This is a genomic window from Enterococcus sp. 2G9_DIV0600 (genome assembly GCF_002140615.1).
Lineage (GTDB): Bacteria > Bacillota > Bacilli > Lactobacillales > Enterococcaceae > Enterococcus_D > Enterococcus_D innesii.
Window position 1 is genome coordinate 112,850 of record NZ_NGLL01000001.1, and the last position, 19,496, is coordinate 132,345.

The following is a 19,496-nucleotide window of genomic DNA, read 5'->3' on the forward strand; positions in this document are numbered from 1 at the left end:
TTAGAAAAGAACAGATAGCTAGATTTCCCATGACTTTGCTATTAGTATTTTGAAAAAATTAGTAATTTATGACAAAATTCATTATACTAAACTTGTGCAGAAATGTGAGGGATCAACTATGAAAGCAACAATGAAAGATGTCGCAAAATTAGCAGGTGTCGGGGTAGGAACTGTTTCCCGGGTATTGAATAACGGCTCTGTTAAAGCTTCTACTAGAGAAAAAGTTGAAGCAGCAATGACAGAGTTAAACTATCAACCAGATTTTTATGCCCGGGGGTTAAAGATGAAGCATACGAATACGGTTGCTTTGATTCTACCCACTGTATGGCATCCATTTTTTGGCGAATTTGCATACCATGTAGAAACAGCATTAGAAAGACAAAACTACAAGCTTTATTTGTGTAACTCCAGTGGGAATAGTGAAAAAGAACAAGAATATATCCAGATGGTCAGCCAAAATAAAGTAGACGGCATCATTGGAATTACTTATTCAGATATCGATGAATACATTTCGAGTAATCTGCCTTTTGTTAGTATTGACCGTTATTTCACTGAAGAGGTGATTTATGTGACCGCTGACAATGCGGCCGGTGGACGTTTGGCTGCAAATGAACTTTATCGCCGAGGATGTCAGAATGTAGCATATATCGGTGGGTACCAAGAAACACCGAATGAAACGAAGAGTCGTCGAAAATATTTTGAGATCGAGTGCCGTCAACTGGGGATTTCCTATAAAGCGTTAGATATGTTAGAACCTTTAGACCATCTCTCAGAACGTGTAACAAATTTTTTGTTAGAGAATCCCGATATCGATGGGATTTTTACGATCAACGATCCGATGGCATTAGCTGTCATTGGTATGCTTGAAAAAATAGGGAAAAACGTACCAGAGGATGTCCAAGTTATCGGATTTGATGGTCAAAAGATGACAGAAGGAGACCCTTATCTCGTCTCAACAATTGCCCAACCTACAAAGCAAATGGCGGAAGTGGCAGTGGCAAAATTAATTGCTGTCATTAATGGAGAGACAGTAGAAAAACGTACCGTATTGCCGATTGAATTTGGCGAAGGTGGCACAACGAAACCTTTAGTGAGAAACGATTTTGCTTAGTGCAAATACGTTTCTTTTTTTGAAGATAAGTGAATGAAAGGTGTAGATAAAATGTTATATGGTGGAATTGAAGCTGGTGGAACAAAGTTTGTCTGTGGGATTGGTAATGAACAATTACAAGTGATAGAACGGAAAAGTTTTCCTACCACAACACCAGAAGAAACGATGAAGCAAGTGTTTGATTTCTTTGATAAGTACAAAGGAAATATCGCATCAATTGGTGTAGGAGCATTTGGGCCAATTGATATTCAAATCGAATCAAGAACTTACGGATATATCACCAACACCCCGAAGTTAGCTTGGCAAAATTATCATTTTGTAGGAGCTTTGGAAAACGCCTTGTCGGTTCCCATCTATTGGACTACCGATGTAAATGCTGCTTGTTATGGAGAATATATGGCAGGGTATGGAAAAGGTAAAAATAGTGTTCTTTATTACACCGTTGGTACTGGTGTTGGTGGTGGTGCTGTAGTCGATGGAAAAATAGTCACAGGTTTCAGTCATCCTGAAATGGGACATATGCTCCTACAACGTCATAATGAAGATCAATTTGAAGGAATCTGTCCTTTTCATCATGATTGTTTGGAAGGGTTAGCCTCAGGCCCCGCGATTGAAAAACGTTTTGGAAGAAAAGCCCAGACCATTTCATTTGATCATCCTTATTGGGCGATTGAGGCAGATTATCTTGCTCAGTGTGTGTATAACACAACTTTACTATATGCACCGGAAGTAATAATTTTAGGTGGGGGTGTAATGAAACAGCCGCAACTACTCGAGTTGATTCGCCAAGCGTTTAAAGAAAAAATGGGTTCCTATGTGGATGCCCCTGCTCTTGAAGAATACTTACTAACTCCAATGCTTGCTGACGATGCAGGTTTGATCGGCTGCTTAGCTTTAGCAATAAAGAAGTTGGAACAATAGCAGCATGTTAAAGAACGTGCGAGAGAGTTTTTATAGCAGTTAGGATAGATAAAAAGGTTAACTAAAATGAGAGCTAGAAAAAAGGATGGCTAATAATAGATGTTCATATATATTTTTTTGCGTAATCGACTGTCGCAAATAAGAATTTTTTCTTTCGTTCTCGTCTTCAGTTATATTGTTATCTAGCTGCCTCAAAATTACTTCTTAGTGCTTGGTTTTTGTTTTATCACAGATATTCATTATAGAAAGACACGATGTGAAAATCTATTATTCTCGGTAGTTTATTGCTTCTAGTTGGGATGATTGCGTAGAAACTTAACGTCAGTTAAAGTGCGTCACGAATAGTAGTAACGAGAACTAATGAGACATTAGAATGTTATAAGAAACCCGTCAGAAGAGTCTACCTGACGGGTTTTATAATTATTAGAAGGCTTGCTATTCCTCACATCTTCGCAATCTTCCGCACGGTATTGATAGTCCGAATCGTAATCTGTTTACCGACGCTGGTGCTGGCTGTTTTTTTCCACCAATTGGTTTTTTGATAGTCTTTGCGGATGTAGGACCAGAAAACGACGTCTTTGTAAGGGAAAACCTGTTCAAGGTCGGCATTTGGAGCCCCGAGTTTTTCAGATAACACCTCGTAGGTCAGTGAAGGCATCAAAAAGATCAGGTTGTCATAGATGGTTTTATCTTCCGTTCCTGACCAGTCAGGTCTATGGGCCAAGCGTTCCTGCAGATCTGTTTGGCCAATTATATAAATAGCGATATCAAAGGAAAAGTACCGTTTGATCATTGCTTTAATCATTTCGGCAAGGGCTTGTGGATCATACCCTTCACTGGAAAAAATCACATTGCCGCTATTCAAATACGTGACCACATCTCTAAACCCCAGTTCTTCAAAACCGGCTTTCAATTCTTTCATAGAAATTTTGTTCTTTCCACCGACATTGATGCCTCTTAATAAAGCGATGTATCGTTGCATGGCTAGACCCTCCTTTAAAACGCTTCTTTTAGCTGATTATAGAATGGATGGAGAAGAAGCACAATCCTGGCTTCTCAGCTGCCCAAAATACGTGAGCGAGAAGCGACGAATGCAAGCTTATTGGTGGAGTGGCTGTGGCGCATGCATTTTTGCGCTGCTAATTAGTAAAAACGAAGAAACAGCCTGGAAATGATAACAACCCTCACAAATCTGCTCAAGCAAGCGAATTTGTGAGGGGCACTTTCAGTCGTTTTCTCTGTTTCTGGCTTCGTTGTTAATCCACCGCAATCCTCACAGACACGGTCTGTACGGGGACATCATAAAAGGGATCTTCTCGTCGGCCTAAAAAGTCTTGGGCTTGTTGAGGGAAGAGGACGTACATCAGCACGTCTTCTTCGCTTTTGGCATACTCAGCGATTTCTTCCCGGAAGGCTGGCAGTTGTGGCGCCAGTAGATCAGCTGGTCTAACGGTGATCACTTCGGCATCTCCGATGATTGTTTCTTTGATTTCGTCGCTGATGGGTGCTGGCGATTGACCGTAAAGTCCTTTAACGTAATCTTTGATCTCACTTGGGACAAGTTTGTAGCGTTCTCCTGAAATCACATTCATCAAGGCTTGGGTACCGACCATTTGCGACAATGGGGTCACTAGTGGCGGATAGCCCAAGTCAGCTCTGACTTTTGGTACTTCTGCTAAGACTTCTTCATACTTGTCTTGCAATCCTTGTTCCGTCAATTGGCTGAGTAGGTTTGACAACATGCCACCAGGTACTTGATAGATCAGGGTTTTAGGTTCGATATCTTTGACTTTCGGATTCAGTAGTCCTTCTTCACGGAAGCGATCACGAACGGGATTGAAGTGTTCCGCGATCTCAGCGACTTTCTGCAGATCAAGTCCCGTAGCAAAGCCGCAATCTTCTAAGGCGATTGCCACAGATTCGGTTGCTGGCTGACTGGTACCGCCAGCAAAAGAGGAGATGGCGGTATCAATGATGTCTGCACCGGCTTCCGCAACTTTCAAGTAAGTCATCTCAGCGATGCCGCTGGTGGCATGGGTATGGACTTCTAGCGGCAGATCGACGGCATCTTTGATTCGGCTGACCAGCTCATAGCCGGTTTGCGGCGTCAAAACGCCGGCCATATCTTTGATACAGATGGAATCGGCGCCGAGGTTTGCCATTTTGTTGGCAAGGTCAACGAAGTAATCCACGGTATGGATCTGGCTAGTAGTATAAGAGATTGCCGTTTGACAGTGTCCACCGGCTGCTTTTGTGGCATGGATGGCGGTTTCTAAATTGCGGACATCATTTAAGGCGTCAAACAAACGAAGAATGTCGATGCCGTTTTCGACCGATTTGGTCACAAAGTCAGCAACGACGTCATCGGCATAGTTTTTGTAACCTAAGAGATTTTGTCCCCGTAAGAGCATTTGCAATTTGGTCTTTTTCACTTCTTTGCGGATCGCCCGCAATCTTTCCCATGGGTCTTCATTTAAAAAACGCAGACAAGCATCGAAGGTTGCGCCGCCCCACATTTCAAGGGCATGATAGCCTGCTTGATCCATGGTTTTTAAAATCGGTAGCATATCGCTGGTAGGCATTCGCGTGGCGATCAGACTTTGTTGGCCGTCCCGCAAGACGGTTTCGGTAAGTTGGATTTTTTTCATTCTTTCACTCTTTCCTGAATGATTTTACGGATCTGCTGCTGCATATCTGCTACGCTATGAGTTCTAGAACGGCCACAAACTTTGGCATCTTGTTCACAGACGTAGCAGCTTCTTGCCGGCAGTCCGATTTCGGTGCGGCTGATAGGTAAAAGCTGGTCTTGGTTTTTGGCTAAGACATCCAGATCCACCAATCGACCATAAGGATGATGGGTCTCAATCTGAACCATCATTCGTTTTAGTTCATAAGGATCTGTGGGCAGTACGAGATAATATTCCGGTCCAGTTTCCAAACTACGGTAGAGGTTTGCCAGTGGAATCAGTTCCTTGACGGCCTCTTCGATTTCCGTAATGAGTTCTTCAAAAACGGCGGTCAATGGGACAGAATTTTTCACGGGACCGGGAATATTCATGGTGGCAACAAGCAATGCCGCTTTTTCATCCGCAGCGAGAAGCTCCCGTTGAAGGGAGCTTCTATTTTCTCGCGCCTGCAGCATATCGGTTAGCGTCACAGGGTTTCCTGAAAATAGGGCATCAGACATTTTTGACCACATCAATGATCGTGCCATCGCGGTATTCGATCAAAGCGACGGTTTTTTCCCCGTACTTGATTGGTTCGGGTTGACCGACAATGCTGTAGGCTTTTTCTTTTAATTCTTCAATAGTGTATTGGGGAATATCCAATGCTTCAAAATGGCTGATCAAGTCTTTGCGAGCAGGATTGATGGCGATCCCGATTTCCGTAACGACGACATCAATACTGGCACCCGGAGTGACGATCGTGTTGACGGTATCGACGATCGTTGGGATCCGTCCCCGCACAAGAGGAGCGATCACTAAGCTCATTTTGCACGCCATACTAGTATCTGAGTGTCCGCCAGAAGCACCGCGGATCACACCGTCAGAACCGGTGATGACATTGATATTGAAATCCGTGTCGACTTCCAGTGCGGAAAGAATGGCGGTATCCAATTGATTGATAAACGCCCCTTTGCTTAATGGTGAGGCATACATATTGGCATCGATCTCGTAATGGTTGGCGTTTTTCCCTAGCGATTGTGCGGAAGGATGATCAAAGTCTTGGACATCGATCAGTTTTTCCACTAATCCTTCTTCTAACAGTTCCACCATGGCATTGGTAATGCCGCCGAGGGCAAAGCTGGCTTTGATCTCATCTTTGATCATTGCTTCGCGTAAAAAACGAGAGACGGCTAATGCGGCACCGCCCGTTCCAGTTTGGAAGGAGAAGCCTTGTTGGTAGTAAGGCGAGCTGGTGATGACCTTGGCTGCATACTCAGCAATCAGTAATTCCTTTGGATTTTTGGTAAAGCGGGTCGCCCCTTTTGCGATCCCTGCAGGATCACCGATGGCGTCGACTTCCACGACATAATCGACATCCGTTTGGGGAATGCTGATTGGGGTATTTGGAAACGGCACAAGGGTGTCGGTGATGATCACGACTTGGTCGGCGTATTTTGCATCGACCATCGCATAGCCCAATGAGCCGCAGGTTGCTTTTCCGACGGTGCCATTGGCATTGCCATACGCATCTGAGCTAGGCGCCCCTAAGAAAGCGACATCGATGTGGATATCGCCGGCGGCAATGGCACGAGCCCGACCGCCATGAGAACGGATAATGACCGGTGCATCCATAATGCCTTCGGAGATTGCGGCACCGACTTTGTCCCGCAGACCGCTGGAGGTGATATTGGTCACGACCCCAGATTTGATATGTCCGATCAATGGTTCATGAACATTCGCGATGGAACTAGGGGCAATCGCAAGATTCTTGATGCCCATTTTTGCGATCTCGTCCAAAACGAGATTCATGATAAAGTCCCCTTCGCGAAAATGATGGTGGAAGGAGATCGTCATGCCGTCCGTTAACCCTGTTTTTTCAATGGCTTCACGAATACTGCCCAAGACCTTGCTTTTGCCCGGCAGGACTGGCTCGATCTTGCGACTCGCTTCTTTGTAGCCATGGATATTGGCCGTTTCATTTTCAAAGACCCCGTATTGGTTGGCATAGCATTCAGGGATGTCTTTTCCTGCTTTGTTTAACACCATAATTACACTTCCTCCTCGGTAATCAATTTCGCTGCTTTGGCAAGGGCGATCACGCGTTCCGCTCGCTCAACGATTGGTTTATCGACCATTTTGCCATTCAAGGAGATCACACCAGAGCCTTTGCTTTCGGCTTCGCGAATGGCCCAGATCACTTCTTTGGCCTGCTGGATCTCGGCTTTTGAAGGCGCATAGATCCCATTGACTAGGGGAATCTGCCGTGGATTGATCACTGATTTTCCGTCAAAACCAAGCTGTTTGATGCGGGTCGTTTCAGCGATAAAGCCATCTGTATCATTGATATCAGAAAAGACGGTATCGATGGCGGCGATTCCCGCAGCTCTAGCTGCATGCAAGATCATACTGCGGGCAAACAACAATTCTTGCCCATCTGGGTAGCGACGAGTCTTCATATTGGTGACATAATCTTCTGCCCCTAAAGCGATCCCGATCAAGCGCTCGGAAGCTGTGGCGATGTCTCGGGCATTTAAAACGCCTTCGGCCGACTCGATGGCAGCCATCATTTTGGTGGTTCCTACCGGTAGATCATTGTCTTCTTCTACTTGTGTGATCACAGTGGCAACGTCAATGATGTCTTGGGCGGTTTCGGTTTTCGGTAGACGAATGACGTTGACCCCCGCTAGGACCATCGCTTCGATATCAAGGGCACCCACCGTGTCGAGGCCGTTGATGCGTACGACGGTTTCGATGGCAGAATAGTCAAAGGTTTTTAAGGCAAAATGCACCAGTGTCCGAGCGGAGTCTTTTTCATTCAAGGAGACTGCATCTTCTAAATCAAACATGACGGAATCGGCGCCATACAATGGTGCATCTCGTAGCATGGCAGCGTTAGCTCCTGGTACAAACATCATCGTTCTTCTTAAACGTTCCATGTGTCGATCTCCTTCCAAGCATACTGTTCTTGTTCGGCTGCCCGATGAACGGCGGTCAGAGTTCGGGCTTTGATGGTACAGTCCAATGCGCCTTTATCGGTGGCGGTGATTTTGGCCTGTGTCACGCCTAGATGGTTCAGTGTCTCAAGGATGACGGCGCGAATTTGTTTGCCGAATTGTTTTTCGACACTGCTATCGAGGGTCAGCTCGATGGTTTGGGTTGTGGTAGGCTCGATCGCGATCAAGATATCACTGGATTCAACGGAGCCGGCAACCGCACTTTTTTTGATTTCCACTTATTATCACCTCTAAATATAGTTATGCTGCATTAAAAATGTGAACGTTGTTTCTGGCAAAAATTGCTGCAAGGAAGGTAAATCTTTTTCTGCAATCGCTTTCCTAACTTTAGTAGCCGAAACGGTTGATTGGTTGATCTTCAGACGGTCGATCACGATCAGTTTAAGCTCGGGAGAAAAAACGGTAGCCATCGCCTCATTGTAGAGTTGGGTCACGGGCGAATAAGGCTCTGAGCCTACAAAACGCGTGGTGATCGCCAACAGCGGGGCAATTTTTTCTTTGAAGAGGGTCGCATCAAAGGCGGCTTGTTTTTTGGCGATCGCCTCAGGTGCTTGCTCTTTCAAGAAATAACTGGGAAAAACTGCCGAAGAGACGAGATAGTTGTTGGTCGGCAGCACCGTTACATTTGACAGGTGAGCCACGCCCTCCGTCACCATCTGCAGCCGTTCACTGGCAGAAAATTGTGAACGGTCTTCTGACAAAACGAACACATAAACCTGCTCTTTTTGACTCGCAGCTGTTTCAACTAAGTACAAATGTCCTTTGGTAAAAGGATTGGCGTTCATCAAGATCGCGCCGTTTTTTTGTCCGATTCGCAGCCGTTGCAGCTGTTGGGCATAGCTTTCATAAGAAGGGACGCCTTGTTCCATGAACAAGATGTCTTGTGCTGCCAGTACTTCATGAAACCCGAGGGATTCAAAAAACAGGCGATTTTTCGGTGCTGTATAGACGAAGGACTTGGTATAGCCCTCGTCTTTGATATGATCGCTCAGGTGCGAAATCAATTGCGTCAACAGCTGTTCGGAGCGTTTTTTTTCACAGACCACCACATACTTGATGATATTGGCATAGCAAGAAGCAGTAGCAATCAAGGTTTGCTGGTCAAAAATGCCCACGGTATAGGCTACTTCTTCACCGACGGCTAAGCCAGCATGAGTGATCAATTTTTGCCATTGCAAAAAGACTTCCGGATCTTTTTGCAGCCAGATTCTTTTTAAGGTATACATACAATGCCTTCTTTATTTTTTTACTGGAAAGAGCTTCGACAAAAGCAAGGATGCGAAGTAGATGATCAGGATCACGACAAAGACGCCGCCCCAACCGAATAACAACAATTCAAATGAAGTCAGTAAATCTTGACTCATAGTTTTCCTCTCCTTTCTAGTAACCTAAGCAATCAGTGCCAGCAGTAAGCCACCAGCGATGACCGAAGCAATCTGTCCTGAAACGTTGGCACCGGCTGCATGCATCAAGATAAAGTTTTGCGGATCTTCATCTGTCGCCATTTTTTGGATGACCCGGCTAGACATTGGAAACGCAGAGATTCCGGCTGCGCCGATCATTGGGTTGATTTTTTCTTTACGGAACAAGTTCAGCACTTTCGCAAACAACACGCCGCCGACCGAGTCCATAATGAAGGCAACCAGCCCTAAACCAATGACCATCAATGTATCGACTTGTAAGAATTCTTCATATTGCATTTTCACAGAAATTGATAAACCTAGGAGGATACTGATGATATTCACCAGTTCGTTTTGAGCAGTGATGGACAAACGATCCAAGACACCACATTCCCGCAAGAGATTTCCGAACATCAAAAATCCGACCAATGGCAATGAAACAGGCGCAATCAACCCTGCTACGATCGAGATCACGATTGGGAACAAAATTTTGGCCGTTTGCGAAACTTCTCCGGCACGATACGTCATACGGATTTTTCGTTCATGCTTGGTCGTCACTGCTTTGATGGCTACCGGTTGAATGATCGGTACTAGCGCCATGTAAGAGTAAGCTGCCACCATGATCGCACCCATATATTTCGAGTTCAGCGTATTTGCGACAAAAATCGACGTTGGTCCGTCAGCGGCACCGATGATCCCGATGGAAGCTGCGTCGTTTAAATCAAAGCCAAGCAGCACGGCAACGATGATCGTAAAGAAGATCCCGAATTGCGCAGCGGCACCAAACAACAAAAGAAATGGATTTTGCAGCAATGGACCGAAGTCGATCATCGCACCAATCCCGATAAACAAAAGCAAAGGGAACAATTCAGTTGAGATCCCCATATCAAACAATACTTGGAACGGGCCAGCTTCTCCACCAGCACTTAACACACCTGAGTTCGGGAAGTTCACTAACAACGTGCCCAATCCCATAGGGACTAACAAGGTTGGTTCATATTCTTTCTTGATCCCCAAATACATCAATAGACCACCGATGAACATCATAACGATCCGTCCCGGCTCTGATCCTAACCCGACTACACCTTCAATTAACGTTTCCACTACGTCACTTCCTTTTCAATAAATTAGCCGATCGTAATCAGCAGTTCTCCTGGGTTGACCATATCGCCCGCATTGACTGCAATGGCAACCACGGTTCCGGCTTTTGGTGCCACGATCTCATTTTCCATCTTCATGGCTTCTAAAATCATCAATGACTGATTTTCTTGTACAGTATCACCTACATTGACCAAGAGACGTAAAATCGTTCCCGGCATCGGAGAATGAATCGGCTCGCCGTCAGCAGGGAGCGTAGCTGGCGCTGGCTGTGGTGCGGCTTCTGGTTCTGGTGTGCTGACTGGCTCTGGTTGAGCAGGTACCGCTGCGGGAGCCGGTGTTGGCACTGCTGGGGCAGGAGCGGTAATTTGCGGCGCACCGATTTCTTCCATTTCGACAAGATATTCTTGCCCATCGATTGCTATTTTAAATTTACGTAACATGTTTTTCCCTCACTTGTTTTCATTTTTTTTGGCTATTTTTTTGATTGTGAACTGAGAATCAGGCAGCTCTCCGGCGGCAATACTGGCGGCTATCAGGGTGACTCGCTTAAATTCAGGATTGCGTTTCTCAATTCTACGAATGACAAACTGACTTTCAGGGGAACACTCGGCACCTAGTGCGGCGGCTATCAGACTGACTAGTGGATAATCTTCTGCTGGCGCCGGCTGATAGCTCGACATTTCTTGCCAAACAGATGTGGGTGGATCCGCTATCATTTCCCTTGGCTTCAGAGGAGGACTGACAGGCGCATCTGGTTCATCATGCGTTTTTTTGAACAATCTTTTAATAAGATTCATGGGCTTCTCCTTTCTCAATGATTCGTTCTCTTTCATTATAGAAACTCCTGTTCAATCAGCGAGAATTATTTCAGCTCAAAATTGTTTTTTCGGTGTTCCTTTTTTGAGAAAAGAGCGAAAAACCGAGATAAACGTTGTTTTATCAAGGTTTTTCTTGCGTTAATATTCTGTTAAGAACTTTTTAAACGAAAAATAAGATTTGAAAAGAGAAATTGTTTTTTTGCTGTTCTTTTTGTAAACGGGTCTTTTTTTCTAATTCTTGATTGTTTATTCTTAGACGTGTAAAGCATTCAATAACATTGTTTACTTTAAGAAAAGAAAAATTTTCACAAACTAGTGGCGCTTGTCACTAATAAATTACGGGCCTGTAATTTTTTTAAAAATGTTTTTTGATAACGCTTACACATTTCGATGCATGAAAGGAAGAAGAAAATGTTCTTAACAATTTTGTCCTATGCCATGATTATTGTCTTCATGTTTGTCATCATGAAGAAAAAAATGTCACCCTTTACATCCTTAGTAATTATCCCATTACTATTTACCCTCGTTGCGATGGTTGCCGGTGTTTCCGAAAAAGGCAACATCGGAGATTTTGTTCTTGAGGGAATCTCCACTACAGCCAACACAGGGATCATGTTGCTGTTTGCGATTTTGTACTTTTCCATTATGTTGGATGCCGGTTTATTTGATCCAATCACGAAAAAAATGATTTATTTTGCCAAAGGCGATCCGATGAAAGTCTTGATGGCAACGGCAGTCGTTGCCGCTGCAGTCTCTTTGAACGGTGATGGAACGACCACTACCTTGATCTGCTGTTCTGCGTTTATTCCCATCTACAAGAAGCTGAATATGAAAATGATGAACCTTGGTGTCTTGATTATTTTGCAAAACACCATCATGAACTTATTGCCATGGGGCGGACCGACTGCTCGGGCAATGGCGGTGTTGGAAGTTGATGCGGATATTCTTTCTTATTTGTTGCCAGGAATGATTTTGTCTCTGTTATATGTGATTTTCTTCGTAGCTCGCAGAATGGGGATCCAAGAACGGAAACGTTTAGGGGTTACGGAACTGACGAACGATGAGATTTTAGAAATGACGACTGTGACTGATCCTGATACATTAGCGATCCGTCGTCCGAAAAACTTTGTCTTCAATGGTATCTTAACGATCGTCTTGATTGGCTGGTTAGTAGCAAGCTCCTTTATTTCTAGTATCGCTTTACCACCAATCTTGTTATTCCTTGTAGGTACTTGTATCGCATTGATGGTCAACTACCCAATTTTGAAAGATCAATCGTCACGGATCGGTGCCAACGGCGGCGACGCCGTGCAAGTCGTAATTTTAGTTTTTGCAGCGGGCGTCTTCATGGGCTTGTTCCAAGGCTCAGGGATGGCAACGGCTTTGGCGAATAGCTTCACGCAAATCATCCCTAAACAATTGGCTGGTTTCTGGGGATTAGTCATTGCCCTGATTTCTGCACCTGGGACCTTCTTTATTTCCAATGACGGATTTTACTTTGGGGTCCTGCCAGTCTTAGCAGAAGCAGGTCGTTCGTATGGTTTCACCAATATGCAGATGGCCTTAGCCTCTTTAATGGGCCAAGCGTTCCACTTGTTAAGTCCATTGGTTGCCTTCATCTACTTGCTGTTGCGCTTGACGGGCTTAGATATGGGACAATGGCAAAAAGAAGCTGCGAAATACGCACTGGGGATTTTCGTGATCTTCGTCGTTACGATCGTGCTATTAGGTCACATGCCGTTTTATATTCCACAGTAATTTCATACAGAAACTATCGAGCAGGCTGCCATTTTGCTCGGTAGTTTTCCTTGTTTATCGATAAACTTATTTTTTCCCAAAAATCTCATTTGTTTTTAGTATGATAGGAGTAAATCATGAATCCAATTATTGATGCAGTAAATAAAAATCTGGATCTGACCAAAAATAAACCATTAAAAGATTTGATCTATGAAGCGTTCAAAAAAACCATCATTTTAGGAGACATTCCCGCAGGCTCTCGCATCAATGAGAAAGAATTTTCCGATACGCTAAATATCAGCCGAACCCCGATTCGTTACGCCATGACTCAGCTGGTGGCTGAAAAACTGGTGGAGCATGTGCCAAAAATCGGCATCGTTGTAAAAGGGATCAGTATCAAAGATGCCTATGAGATTTATGATATCCGTAAATCATTGGATACGTTGGCGACTATCAAAGCAATGGCCTTGATGAGTGAGGAAGATTTCCGGGAGATGCGCTGCTTGTTAGAACATGGCGAACAGCTGAATCGTGAGGATGATGTGGATGGGGTCTTGAAAAACTTTTCTGACTTCAATGCGTTTATTTACGAAAAAAGCCAGATGCTGCGGTTAAAAAGTATCGTGCTGGATCTGCAAGCGTACCTCGTGTATTTCCGCGACATTGCGATTCGCTCTTCTAGAAGAAGGGATGCGGCATTGGCGGAACATTGGCTGATTTATCGCGGCATGAGAACCAATGACACGGAACAGATCACGTTGTTGACCCATGAACATTTGGATCATTCCCTGCAATTTATTCTTGCTGAAATGGAGCGAAGAAAAATTGACTGATTCCCGTCTTTTTACCGCCAGCAACTATGCAGTCAATGCGCTGCATTATGAGGTAGTGTTAGCTCCCAAGCCTGGTTTAGTAGATCCTTGCTCATCCGGTGCGCATCAGGACATGAATGTGTTTACCTTTATCAATAGTATCACTTGTTTGGCGCCGTTTTTTCAGCGCTATAGCCAAGCCGGTTTTGCCCATACAGGCTCGCTGATCCAGCTGTTTGACCAGTTACGAGGCATCGGTCAAGAAGCAGAAGAAGCGATGCTTCAGGCAACCAAAGGCATCAATACCCACAAGGGGGCGAATTTTTCCTTTGCAGTTTTGTTGGGGGCAACAGGAGTCTATTATCAACAAAATGGCAAGGCGGAGCTGACGGCTGAAGATACCAATCAGATCCTGCAGCTTGCTGCCGATATCTGCCAGCATTTGGTCAAGCAAGACCTGCAGCAAATCACCCACAAAGACCAGTTGTCTTACGGAGAAAAAAATTATTTGACCTATGGCACGATGGGGATTCGTGGAGAAGCTGCAGCTGGGTATCCAACGGTCAAAAAACTGCTGGAGTACTTGCGGCAGCAACCACAAAAAACCTCCGTTTCCTTGTTGCGAGGGTTGGTCTATCTAATGAGTGAAACCGAAGACAGCAACCTCGTCCACCGAGGCGGCTACGAGGCGATGAAGACCGTGCAGCAGGAGATGCAAAAAATTCACCAAGCCAATCTGTCGGATACAGACTTGCTTCGTGAATTAACGACCTATGATCAAGTATTGATTGCACGCCATTTGAGTCCCGGCGGCTCGGCGGATCTTTTAGCCTTGGCCCTTTATTTCTTGCAGCTAGAAGGCGTCTCCTTCTGGTAAAAAGGTATAGCCGATCCCCCAAACGGTTTTCAAAAAACGGGCTTGCTTCGGCTCATCTTCAATTTTGTTTCGCAGATGATTGATAAAAACCATCACGGTATTGGCATCGAATTGGCCATCTTGCCAAACATTACTGTAAATCTGTTCTTTCGAGAACACTTGATCCGGATTTTCCATGAAAAAGCGCATCAGCATGATTTCTTTTGAAGACAACTTGATGGGCTGATCATTTTTGAAAAACTGATAGCGTTTTTGGTCAAAACGAAACATGCCGCTGCACAGATCTCCTTCCGGTTTAGCGATCCCTTTTTCTCGCAGCACGTTGCGGCGATCTAGAATCGAAACGATTTGTGCTTTTAAGAGTGCCGGTGAAAAAGGCTTCGTAATGTAGTGATCAGCGCCGATCTCATAGCCGTTGATCATATCTTTTTCGTCACTTTTACCGCTCAAAAAGACGATCGGCACCGTGGGGTTTTCTTCTCGAATCAGTTGTGCCAAATGATAGCCGTCATTTTCATGCTCCAAACTGATATCCAGTAAAAAAAGATCAAAGCTGACACGAGAATTGATCGCAATCGTTTTTTCAACGGAATCAGTCTGGTAGATCAAAATGCCCGTCGACTGTAAAGATTTCCAAATCAGCCGCCGAATGGCAGGGTCATCATCAACGATTAAAATTTTTTCATCTCGCAAAATATCCGCCTCCTGTATCAATAGTATTATAGTAAATATGAAAGGGGTTTACAATGAAACCGCCATCAAAGTTTTGGCTGTATTTAAGCGTGGTCGCTACCTTATTCATTACATTGATTGGACTTATTTTTACCTTTACAAGTTATAAAAGCGCACAAAGACAAGCTGAAACCGTCGGGTTGCGGCAGTTAGAAACGGTCAACCAAGCGGCGATCAAGCTGATCAGCCGTAGTATCGAATCGTACCACATGGCTCTTGCCAATTATGCCGATGACCACCTCGAAGGTGCCGCCTTGGCTGACTTGCAGCGGCCCTTAACGTTACCAGTGATCAATTCCGCGAACAATGCCATGGTCGGATTGTTTTTGATCGACCAACAAGGTCAGGTCATCGCCCAAAATACCGCAACGGCGGTCAATAAACCAGAAGACCCGCCGGTGCAAGAATTGTTATTCAAAGACCCATCCTTAGACAAAGTATTGGCAGGACGGCAAGTACAAAATGGGCAAGTCTATTTCGATGGTAAAGAGGCCTATCTAAATGTGTATCAGTCCCTAACCCTTGACGACAAAGAAGCGGTTCTTGTGATGCCTTTGAATCTACAGCGCATGTATCATCATGAATTTACCACCGATCGCAATGTCTCCGGCTATACGATGGTCAAAAACGCCGATATGCGGATCGTTATGCACCCATCGGACGAACAAATTGGTTTTTCCATCGTTGAGAGCCGCAAAAAAGAATTTCCAGAGCTGGATTTCACCGATCTTGAGCGCTTGGAGCAAGAACAAATCGACAATGAAGCAGGCACCTCTGTCTATTATTCTTATTGGTGGAATGAAGAAACATTGCAAAAAGTACTGAAATTGGCTGCTTATCAATGGATCACCATCGGCGACAGTCGGCTGATCGTCGCTAGCAATGCCGATTTTTTGGAGCAAAGCGGTCTCTTTTTACAAGACAACTTGATTTTGATCGGCCTACTGGGTTTGTTGTTTGTCATTATGATTTTATTGACCGTCCTGATCAAAAACTACATGAAACGCAATCAAGCCTATGTCGAAAACCAAGCATTGAAAGAACGACAACGGCTGTTAAAAGAAAAGCACGAAATCGAAAAAAACATTTTGCAAGAATCAAAACTGGAAACCATTGGCTTGCTAACGACCTCGATCGTCCATGACCTAAACAACTTTTTGACGCCAATGATTGGTCATCTGCAATTGCTGATCGAGGAAAACCAACACGATGAAGTCTTAGTGGAGGACTTGCAAGAAGTCTGCAAAGCGGCGGAAAAAGGCAAAGAGTTAGCCAGCAATGTGCTACGTTTTTCGAAACTCGAAAGTGCCGATAAAACTGTGCAGTCGATCGCTACTACCTTGACAGAAGCCATCGATACTATGCGCGCACTGTTGCCAAAAGCCTTTTCCCTTACGTATGATATCCAAGAAGCGGGATATGCCGTCTACGAGAAAATCGATCTGCAAGTGATCATTTACAATTTGTTGATGAATGTGTACCAAGCAAATGCCGATTGCAGCATTCGATTGAGTCGCAGTTCGACAAAAACCGCCAACATTCCGTTTCGTAAGCAAGCATTCCCAGCGCAACAGGAATTTGCTTTGATCGAAATTGCCGACAACGGTCCCGGCATACCAGAAGCGATCCAAGAAAAAATCTTTACCCGTTTCTTCACGACCAAGAGTGCCACTGGTGGTACTGGTCTAGGACTCTTTACTGTCTCTTCGATCGTGGAAAAAAACGACTGGTTGATTGATGTTACGAGTACGCCTAAAGGAACCACCTTTTATATTGGTATTCCTCTAACTGATCCCGAAAAAGCCACTGAACCCAACTGATCCGACGGGCTAGTTTCAGTGGTCTTTTTCTTGGGCATGCTGGAAGGCATTGATTTTTTGCAGGACTAGCAAGACCAGTACCAAGACAAAGATCGCTAAAGCAAAAAATAGGGCATCGTTCGCCATGCCTTGCGTCAATAATAACTCGCGCAAAATCGCAGTGATACTGATCAAAATCAAGTAACGGACGGGAATATGGTGTCCGTCCTTCATATACCGCAGCAACATCAAAATGATTTCTAATAAAATGAATAACGTGGCAATTTCTTCAATCAAAAAGGACAGGTGGGGCGCTTCGCTTAAAGGAAAGAGCGTCGTGCTGATCATAAAAATCGCTTTTCCCATAAAAATCAAGACGACAACGACTAAGATCGCTAACATGCTATCAATACAGATACTGATCACTCGCTCGAACATCCGGGTCAATTTTTCCATTTGCCACTCCATTTCTGCTTTTTCTTTTATTATACAAAAGAAGGCGTAGGACAAAGGGAAAAGAACAGAGAAAGAACAATCGCGGCCATATCTTTTTGACCACAAGCTTAACGGTCATTCTATGGGCATGTCTTTTGTGATAGCTTTCAATAGCAGAAAGTAGCGAGGAAAATATAGTATCTTTTTCCGATAAAATTAGAAAAAGATGAGAATATATAGTTAAAATATACACAAATTATTACGAGACACTTAGTTTCTTTTTTTGTTACAATGGTTAAATAGAATAGAGCGCTGTTGAAATGTTGCTTAAACAATGTTTTTATCGCTGTCGAATAGAAAAATAGTCCGATCGCAAGATATTTACCATTGTTAATAAAGTAACAAGTTGGGCAGAGTTCACAAGAAAAAAGCTTCTTTTCTCATCATATATGACGGGGATCAGTGAGGAGAAAAGAGCAAGAAAAACGGAGGGAAACAAATGAAAAAAAGTGGATGGTCAAAATGGGTGATTGGGGCAGCCTCATTATTGTTGCTTAGTGCATGTGGTGCCGATGGCGGAACAAAAGCCAGCAGCAGTGCGGCAAGCTCTTCTTCAGAAAGTGAAGTCACTTCAGGTGCTTCCCAACAAGAGTATACCGATCCAGCAGAGTTAAAAGATCAATATGATATCGTCATCGTTGGTGCTGGCGGTGCAGGGATGGCAGCAGCCTTGTCGGCTAAAGATGCTGGAATGAATCCAGTCATTTTAGAAAAAATGCCGATCGCAGGCGGAAATACCTTGAAATCTTCTGGCGGAATGAACGCATCAGAAACCAAATTCCAAGAAGCCCAAGGTATTGAAGATTCCAATGAACAATTTTTTGAAGATACCCTTAAAGGTGGTAAAGGAACCAACGATCAAGAATTGCTGCATTATTTAGTAGACAACTCTGCTTCAGCGATTGATTGGTTGGATTCAATGGGGATCACTTTAGACAATATCAGTTACAGTGGCGGTGCCAGTGTGAAACGGATCCATCGTCCTCATGACGGTTCAGCAGTCGGTACGTATTTGGTGGATGGCCTGTTGAGAAACATTCATGAGCAAGAAATTCCTTTGTTTGTAAATGCTGATGTGACAAAAATCAATGAAACAGACGGCAAAGTCACTGGCGTCAACGTGAAAATCAATGGCGAAGAAAAAGAAATCGCTGGTGATGCAGTGGTTGTTACTACTGGTGGTTTTGGCTCCAACAAAGAACTGATCGAAAAATATCGTCCAGATCTGAAAGGCTATGTCAGCACGACTTCTGAAGGAAGTACAGGCGATGGCATCAAGATGATCGAAGAATTAGGCGGCGCAACGGTTGATATGGATCAAATCCAAGTCCATCCAACAGTGGTTCAAGATACAGGGATGTTGATCAGTGAAACCGTTCGTGGAGAAGGCGCCATTTTGGTGAACCAACAAGGGGAACGTTTCTACAATGAATTAGAAACCCGCGACAATGTTTCAGCTGCTATTACGGATCTGCCAGAAAGCTATGCCTACTTGATTTTTGATAATGCGTTAGCAGGTAGAGCCAAACAAGTCGATTACTACAAAGAACAAGGTGTAGTGGTAGAAGCTGACACCATCGAAGCGTTAGCTGAAAAAATTGATGTTGATCCAGCAACCTTGAAGAAAACTTTAGATACATGGAACCAAGCAGTGGCAGACAAAGCCGACAAAGATTTCGGTCGTGAAACGGCGATGGACTATGATTTGACGGAAGGACCATTCTATGCGATTCAAATTGCACCTGGGATCCACCATACAATGGGCGGCGTCAAGATCAATACGAAGACCCAAGTGTTGAAAGAAGATGGCACACCAATCACTGGCTTGTATGCAGCAGGTGAAGTGACCGGCGGTATCCACGGACAAAATCGAATCGGCGGCAATGCTGTAGCCGACATTATGGTCTTTGGTCGCCAAGCAGGCGCGCAATCCTCTGACTATGTGAAAGAAAACGGGAAATAAGCGGCTGTTTTTTCCTGAAAAAGATCGTCTATAAAGAAAGAAACTTGGAA

Annotated in this window: 20 protein-coding genes; 7 read left to right on the top strand and 13 right to left on the bottom strand. The window is 44.4% G+C overall.

Annotated features, from left to right (window positions below; genetic code table 11):
• The first annotated feature begins 118 nt into the window (after nt 1-118).
• Both A5870_RS00505 and A5870_RS00510 read left to right on the top strand, forming a co-directional pair.
• Complete coding sequence (locus tag A5870_RS00505) at nt 119-1,111, top strand: LacI family DNA-binding transcriptional regulator (RefSeq protein ID WP_002323463.1); 993 nt, start codon at nt 119-121, stop codon at nt 1,109-1,111.
• A gap of 51 nt (nt 1,112-1,162) precedes the next feature.
• Nucleotides 1,163-2,032, top strand: a complete 870-nt coding sequence (locus A5870_RS00510; protein ID WP_086293360.1) for an ROK family protein — start codon at nt 1,163-1,165, stop codon at nt 2,030-2,032.
• A gap of 442 nt (nt 2,033-2,474) precedes the next feature.
• Here the strand turns inward: A5870_RS00510 and A5870_RS00515 are convergent, their stop codons facing one another.
• The 11 genes from A5870_RS00515 to A5870_RS00570 all read right to left on the bottom strand — a co-directional run bounded on the left by A5870_RS00515 (nt 2,475) and on the right by A5870_RS00570 (nt 11,046).
• The gene (locus tag A5870_RS00515; RefSeq protein ID WP_086291487.1) at nt 2,475-3,014 is read right to left on the bottom strand and encodes a DUF1697 domain-containing protein; all 540 of its coding nucleotides are present in this window, start codon (nt 3,012-3,014) and stop codon (nt 2,475-2,477) included.
• 274 nt (nt 3,015-3,288) lie between these two features.
• Nucleotides 3,289-4,680 carry an oxaloacetate decarboxylase subunit alpha gene (locus A5870_RS00525; protein WP_086291489.1) on the bottom strand — a complete coding sequence of 464 codons (1,392 nt, stop codon included), beginning with the start codon at nt 4,678-4,680 and terminating at the stop codon, nt 3,289-3,291.
• Nucleotides 4,677-5,219 (bottom strand): citrate lyase holo-[acyl-carrier protein] synthase, encoded by a 543-nt coding sequence (citX, locus tag A5870_RS00530; RefSeq protein WP_242595940.1) that lies wholly within the window; start codon nt 5,217-5,219, stop codon nt 4,677-4,679. Before citX ends, A5870_RS00525 begins: the two co-directional genes overlap by 4 nt.
• A complete protein-coding gene (gene citF, locus A5870_RS00535) occupies nt 5,212-6,744 on the bottom strand; it encodes a citrate lyase subunit alpha (RefSeq protein ID WP_086291491.1) in 1,533 nt (510 codons plus the stop codon). Before citF ends, citX begins: the two co-directional genes overlap by 8 nt.
• Before the next feature lie 2 nt (nt 6,745-6,746).
• Nucleotides 6,747-7,634, bottom strand: coding sequence for a citrate (pro-3S)-lyase subunit beta (citE, locus tag A5870_RS00540; protein WP_086291492.1), 888 nt, complete (start codon nt 7,632-7,634; stop codon nt 6,747-6,749).
• Entirely contained in the window at nt 7,622-7,930 is a 309-nt protein-coding gene (gene citD / locus A5870_RS00545) for a citrate lyase acyl carrier protein (RefSeq protein ID WP_005230465.1), read from the bottom strand. Before citD ends, citE begins: the two co-directional genes overlap by 13 nt.
• A gap of 12 nt (nt 7,931-7,942) precedes the next feature.
• On the bottom strand, nt 7,943-8,938 hold the full coding sequence (gene citC / locus A5870_RS00550) for a [citrate (pro-3S)-lyase] ligase (protein ID WP_086291493.1): 996 nt from the start codon (nt 8,936-8,938) through the stop codon (nt 7,943-7,945).
• Nucleotides 8,939-8,950: 12 nt separating this feature from the next.
• Nucleotides 8,951-9,076: an OadG-related small transporter subunit gene (locus A5870_RS17505; protein WP_008381833.1), complete on the bottom strand. Its 126-nt coding sequence runs from the start codon at nt 9,074-9,076 to the stop codon at nt 8,951-8,953.
• Nucleotides 9,077-9,100: 24 nt separating this feature from the next.
• Complete coding sequence (locus A5870_RS00560; RefSeq protein WP_081119350.1) at nt 9,101-10,216, bottom strand: sodium ion-translocating decarboxylase subunit beta; 1,116 nt, start codon at nt 10,214-10,216, stop codon at nt 9,101-9,103.
• A 23-nt stretch (nt 10,217-10,239) separates the two neighbouring features.
• Nucleotides 10,240-10,653, bottom strand: a complete 414-nt coding sequence (locus A5870_RS00565; RefSeq protein ID WP_086291494.1) for an acetyl-CoA carboxylase biotin carboxyl carrier protein subunit — start codon at nt 10,651-10,653, stop codon at nt 10,240-10,242.
• Between the two features lie 9 nt (nt 10,654-10,662).
• Entirely contained in the window at nt 10,663-11,046 is a 384-nt protein-coding gene (locus tag A5870_RS00570; protein WP_086291495.1) for a hypothetical protein, read from the bottom strand.
• 396 nt (nt 11,047-11,442) lie between these two features.
• Here A5870_RS00570 and A5870_RS00575 point away from each other — a divergent pair, with 396 nt between their 5' ends.
• The 3 genes from A5870_RS00575 to citG all read left to right on the top strand — a co-directional run bounded on the left by A5870_RS00575 (nt 11,443) and on the right by citG (nt 14,457).
• The gene (locus A5870_RS00575) at nt 11,443-12,789 is read left to right on the top strand and encodes a CitMHS family transporter (protein WP_034872423.1); all 1,347 of its coding nucleotides are present in this window, start codon (nt 11,443-11,445) and stop codon (nt 12,787-12,789) included.
• Nucleotides 12,790-12,905: 116 nt separating this feature from the next.
• Complete coding sequence (locus tag A5870_RS00580; protein WP_005233081.1) at nt 12,906-13,601, top strand: GntR family transcriptional regulator; 696 nt, start codon at nt 12,906-12,908, stop codon at nt 13,599-13,601.
• Nucleotides 13,594-14,457: a triphosphoribosyl-dephospho-CoA synthase CitG gene (citG, locus tag A5870_RS00585; RefSeq protein ID WP_229045659.1), complete on the top strand. Its 864-nt coding sequence runs from the start codon at nt 13,594-13,596 to the stop codon at nt 14,455-14,457. The genes A5870_RS00580 and citG overlap by 8 nt, the downstream gene beginning before the upstream one ends.
• Here citG and A5870_RS00590 read toward each other — a convergent pair.
• Nucleotides 14,434-15,150 (bottom strand): response regulator transcription factor, encoded by a 717-nt coding sequence (locus A5870_RS00590; protein WP_008381846.1) that lies wholly within the window; start codon nt 15,148-15,150, stop codon nt 14,434-14,436. The genes citG and A5870_RS00590 overlap by 24 nt on opposite strands.
• A 53-nt stretch (nt 15,151-15,203) precedes the next feature.
• Between A5870_RS00590 and A5870_RS00595 the strand changes: the two genes are divergently transcribed.
• Nucleotides 15,204-17,009 carry a sensor histidine kinase gene (locus A5870_RS00595; protein WP_086291497.1) on the top strand — a complete coding sequence of 602 codons (1,806 nt, stop codon included), beginning with the start codon at nt 15,204-15,206 and terminating at the stop codon, nt 17,007-17,009.
• A 15-nt stretch (nt 17,010-17,024) separates the two neighbouring features.
• On the opposite strand, the gene A5870_RS00600 is transcribed toward A5870_RS00595, so the two are convergent.
• Nucleotides 17,025-17,444, bottom strand: a complete 420-nt coding sequence (locus A5870_RS00600; RefSeq protein WP_008381850.1) for a phosphate-starvation-inducible PsiE family protein — start codon at nt 17,442-17,444, stop codon at nt 17,025-17,027.
• Between the two features lie 478 nt (nt 17,445-17,922).
• Between A5870_RS00600 and A5870_RS00605 the strand changes: the two genes are divergently transcribed.
• A complete protein-coding gene (locus A5870_RS00605; RefSeq protein ID WP_005233089.1) occupies nt 17,923-19,446 on the top strand; it encodes a flavocytochrome c in 1,524 nt (507 codons plus the stop codon).
• Nucleotides 19,447-19,496 lie beyond the last annotated feature (50 nt).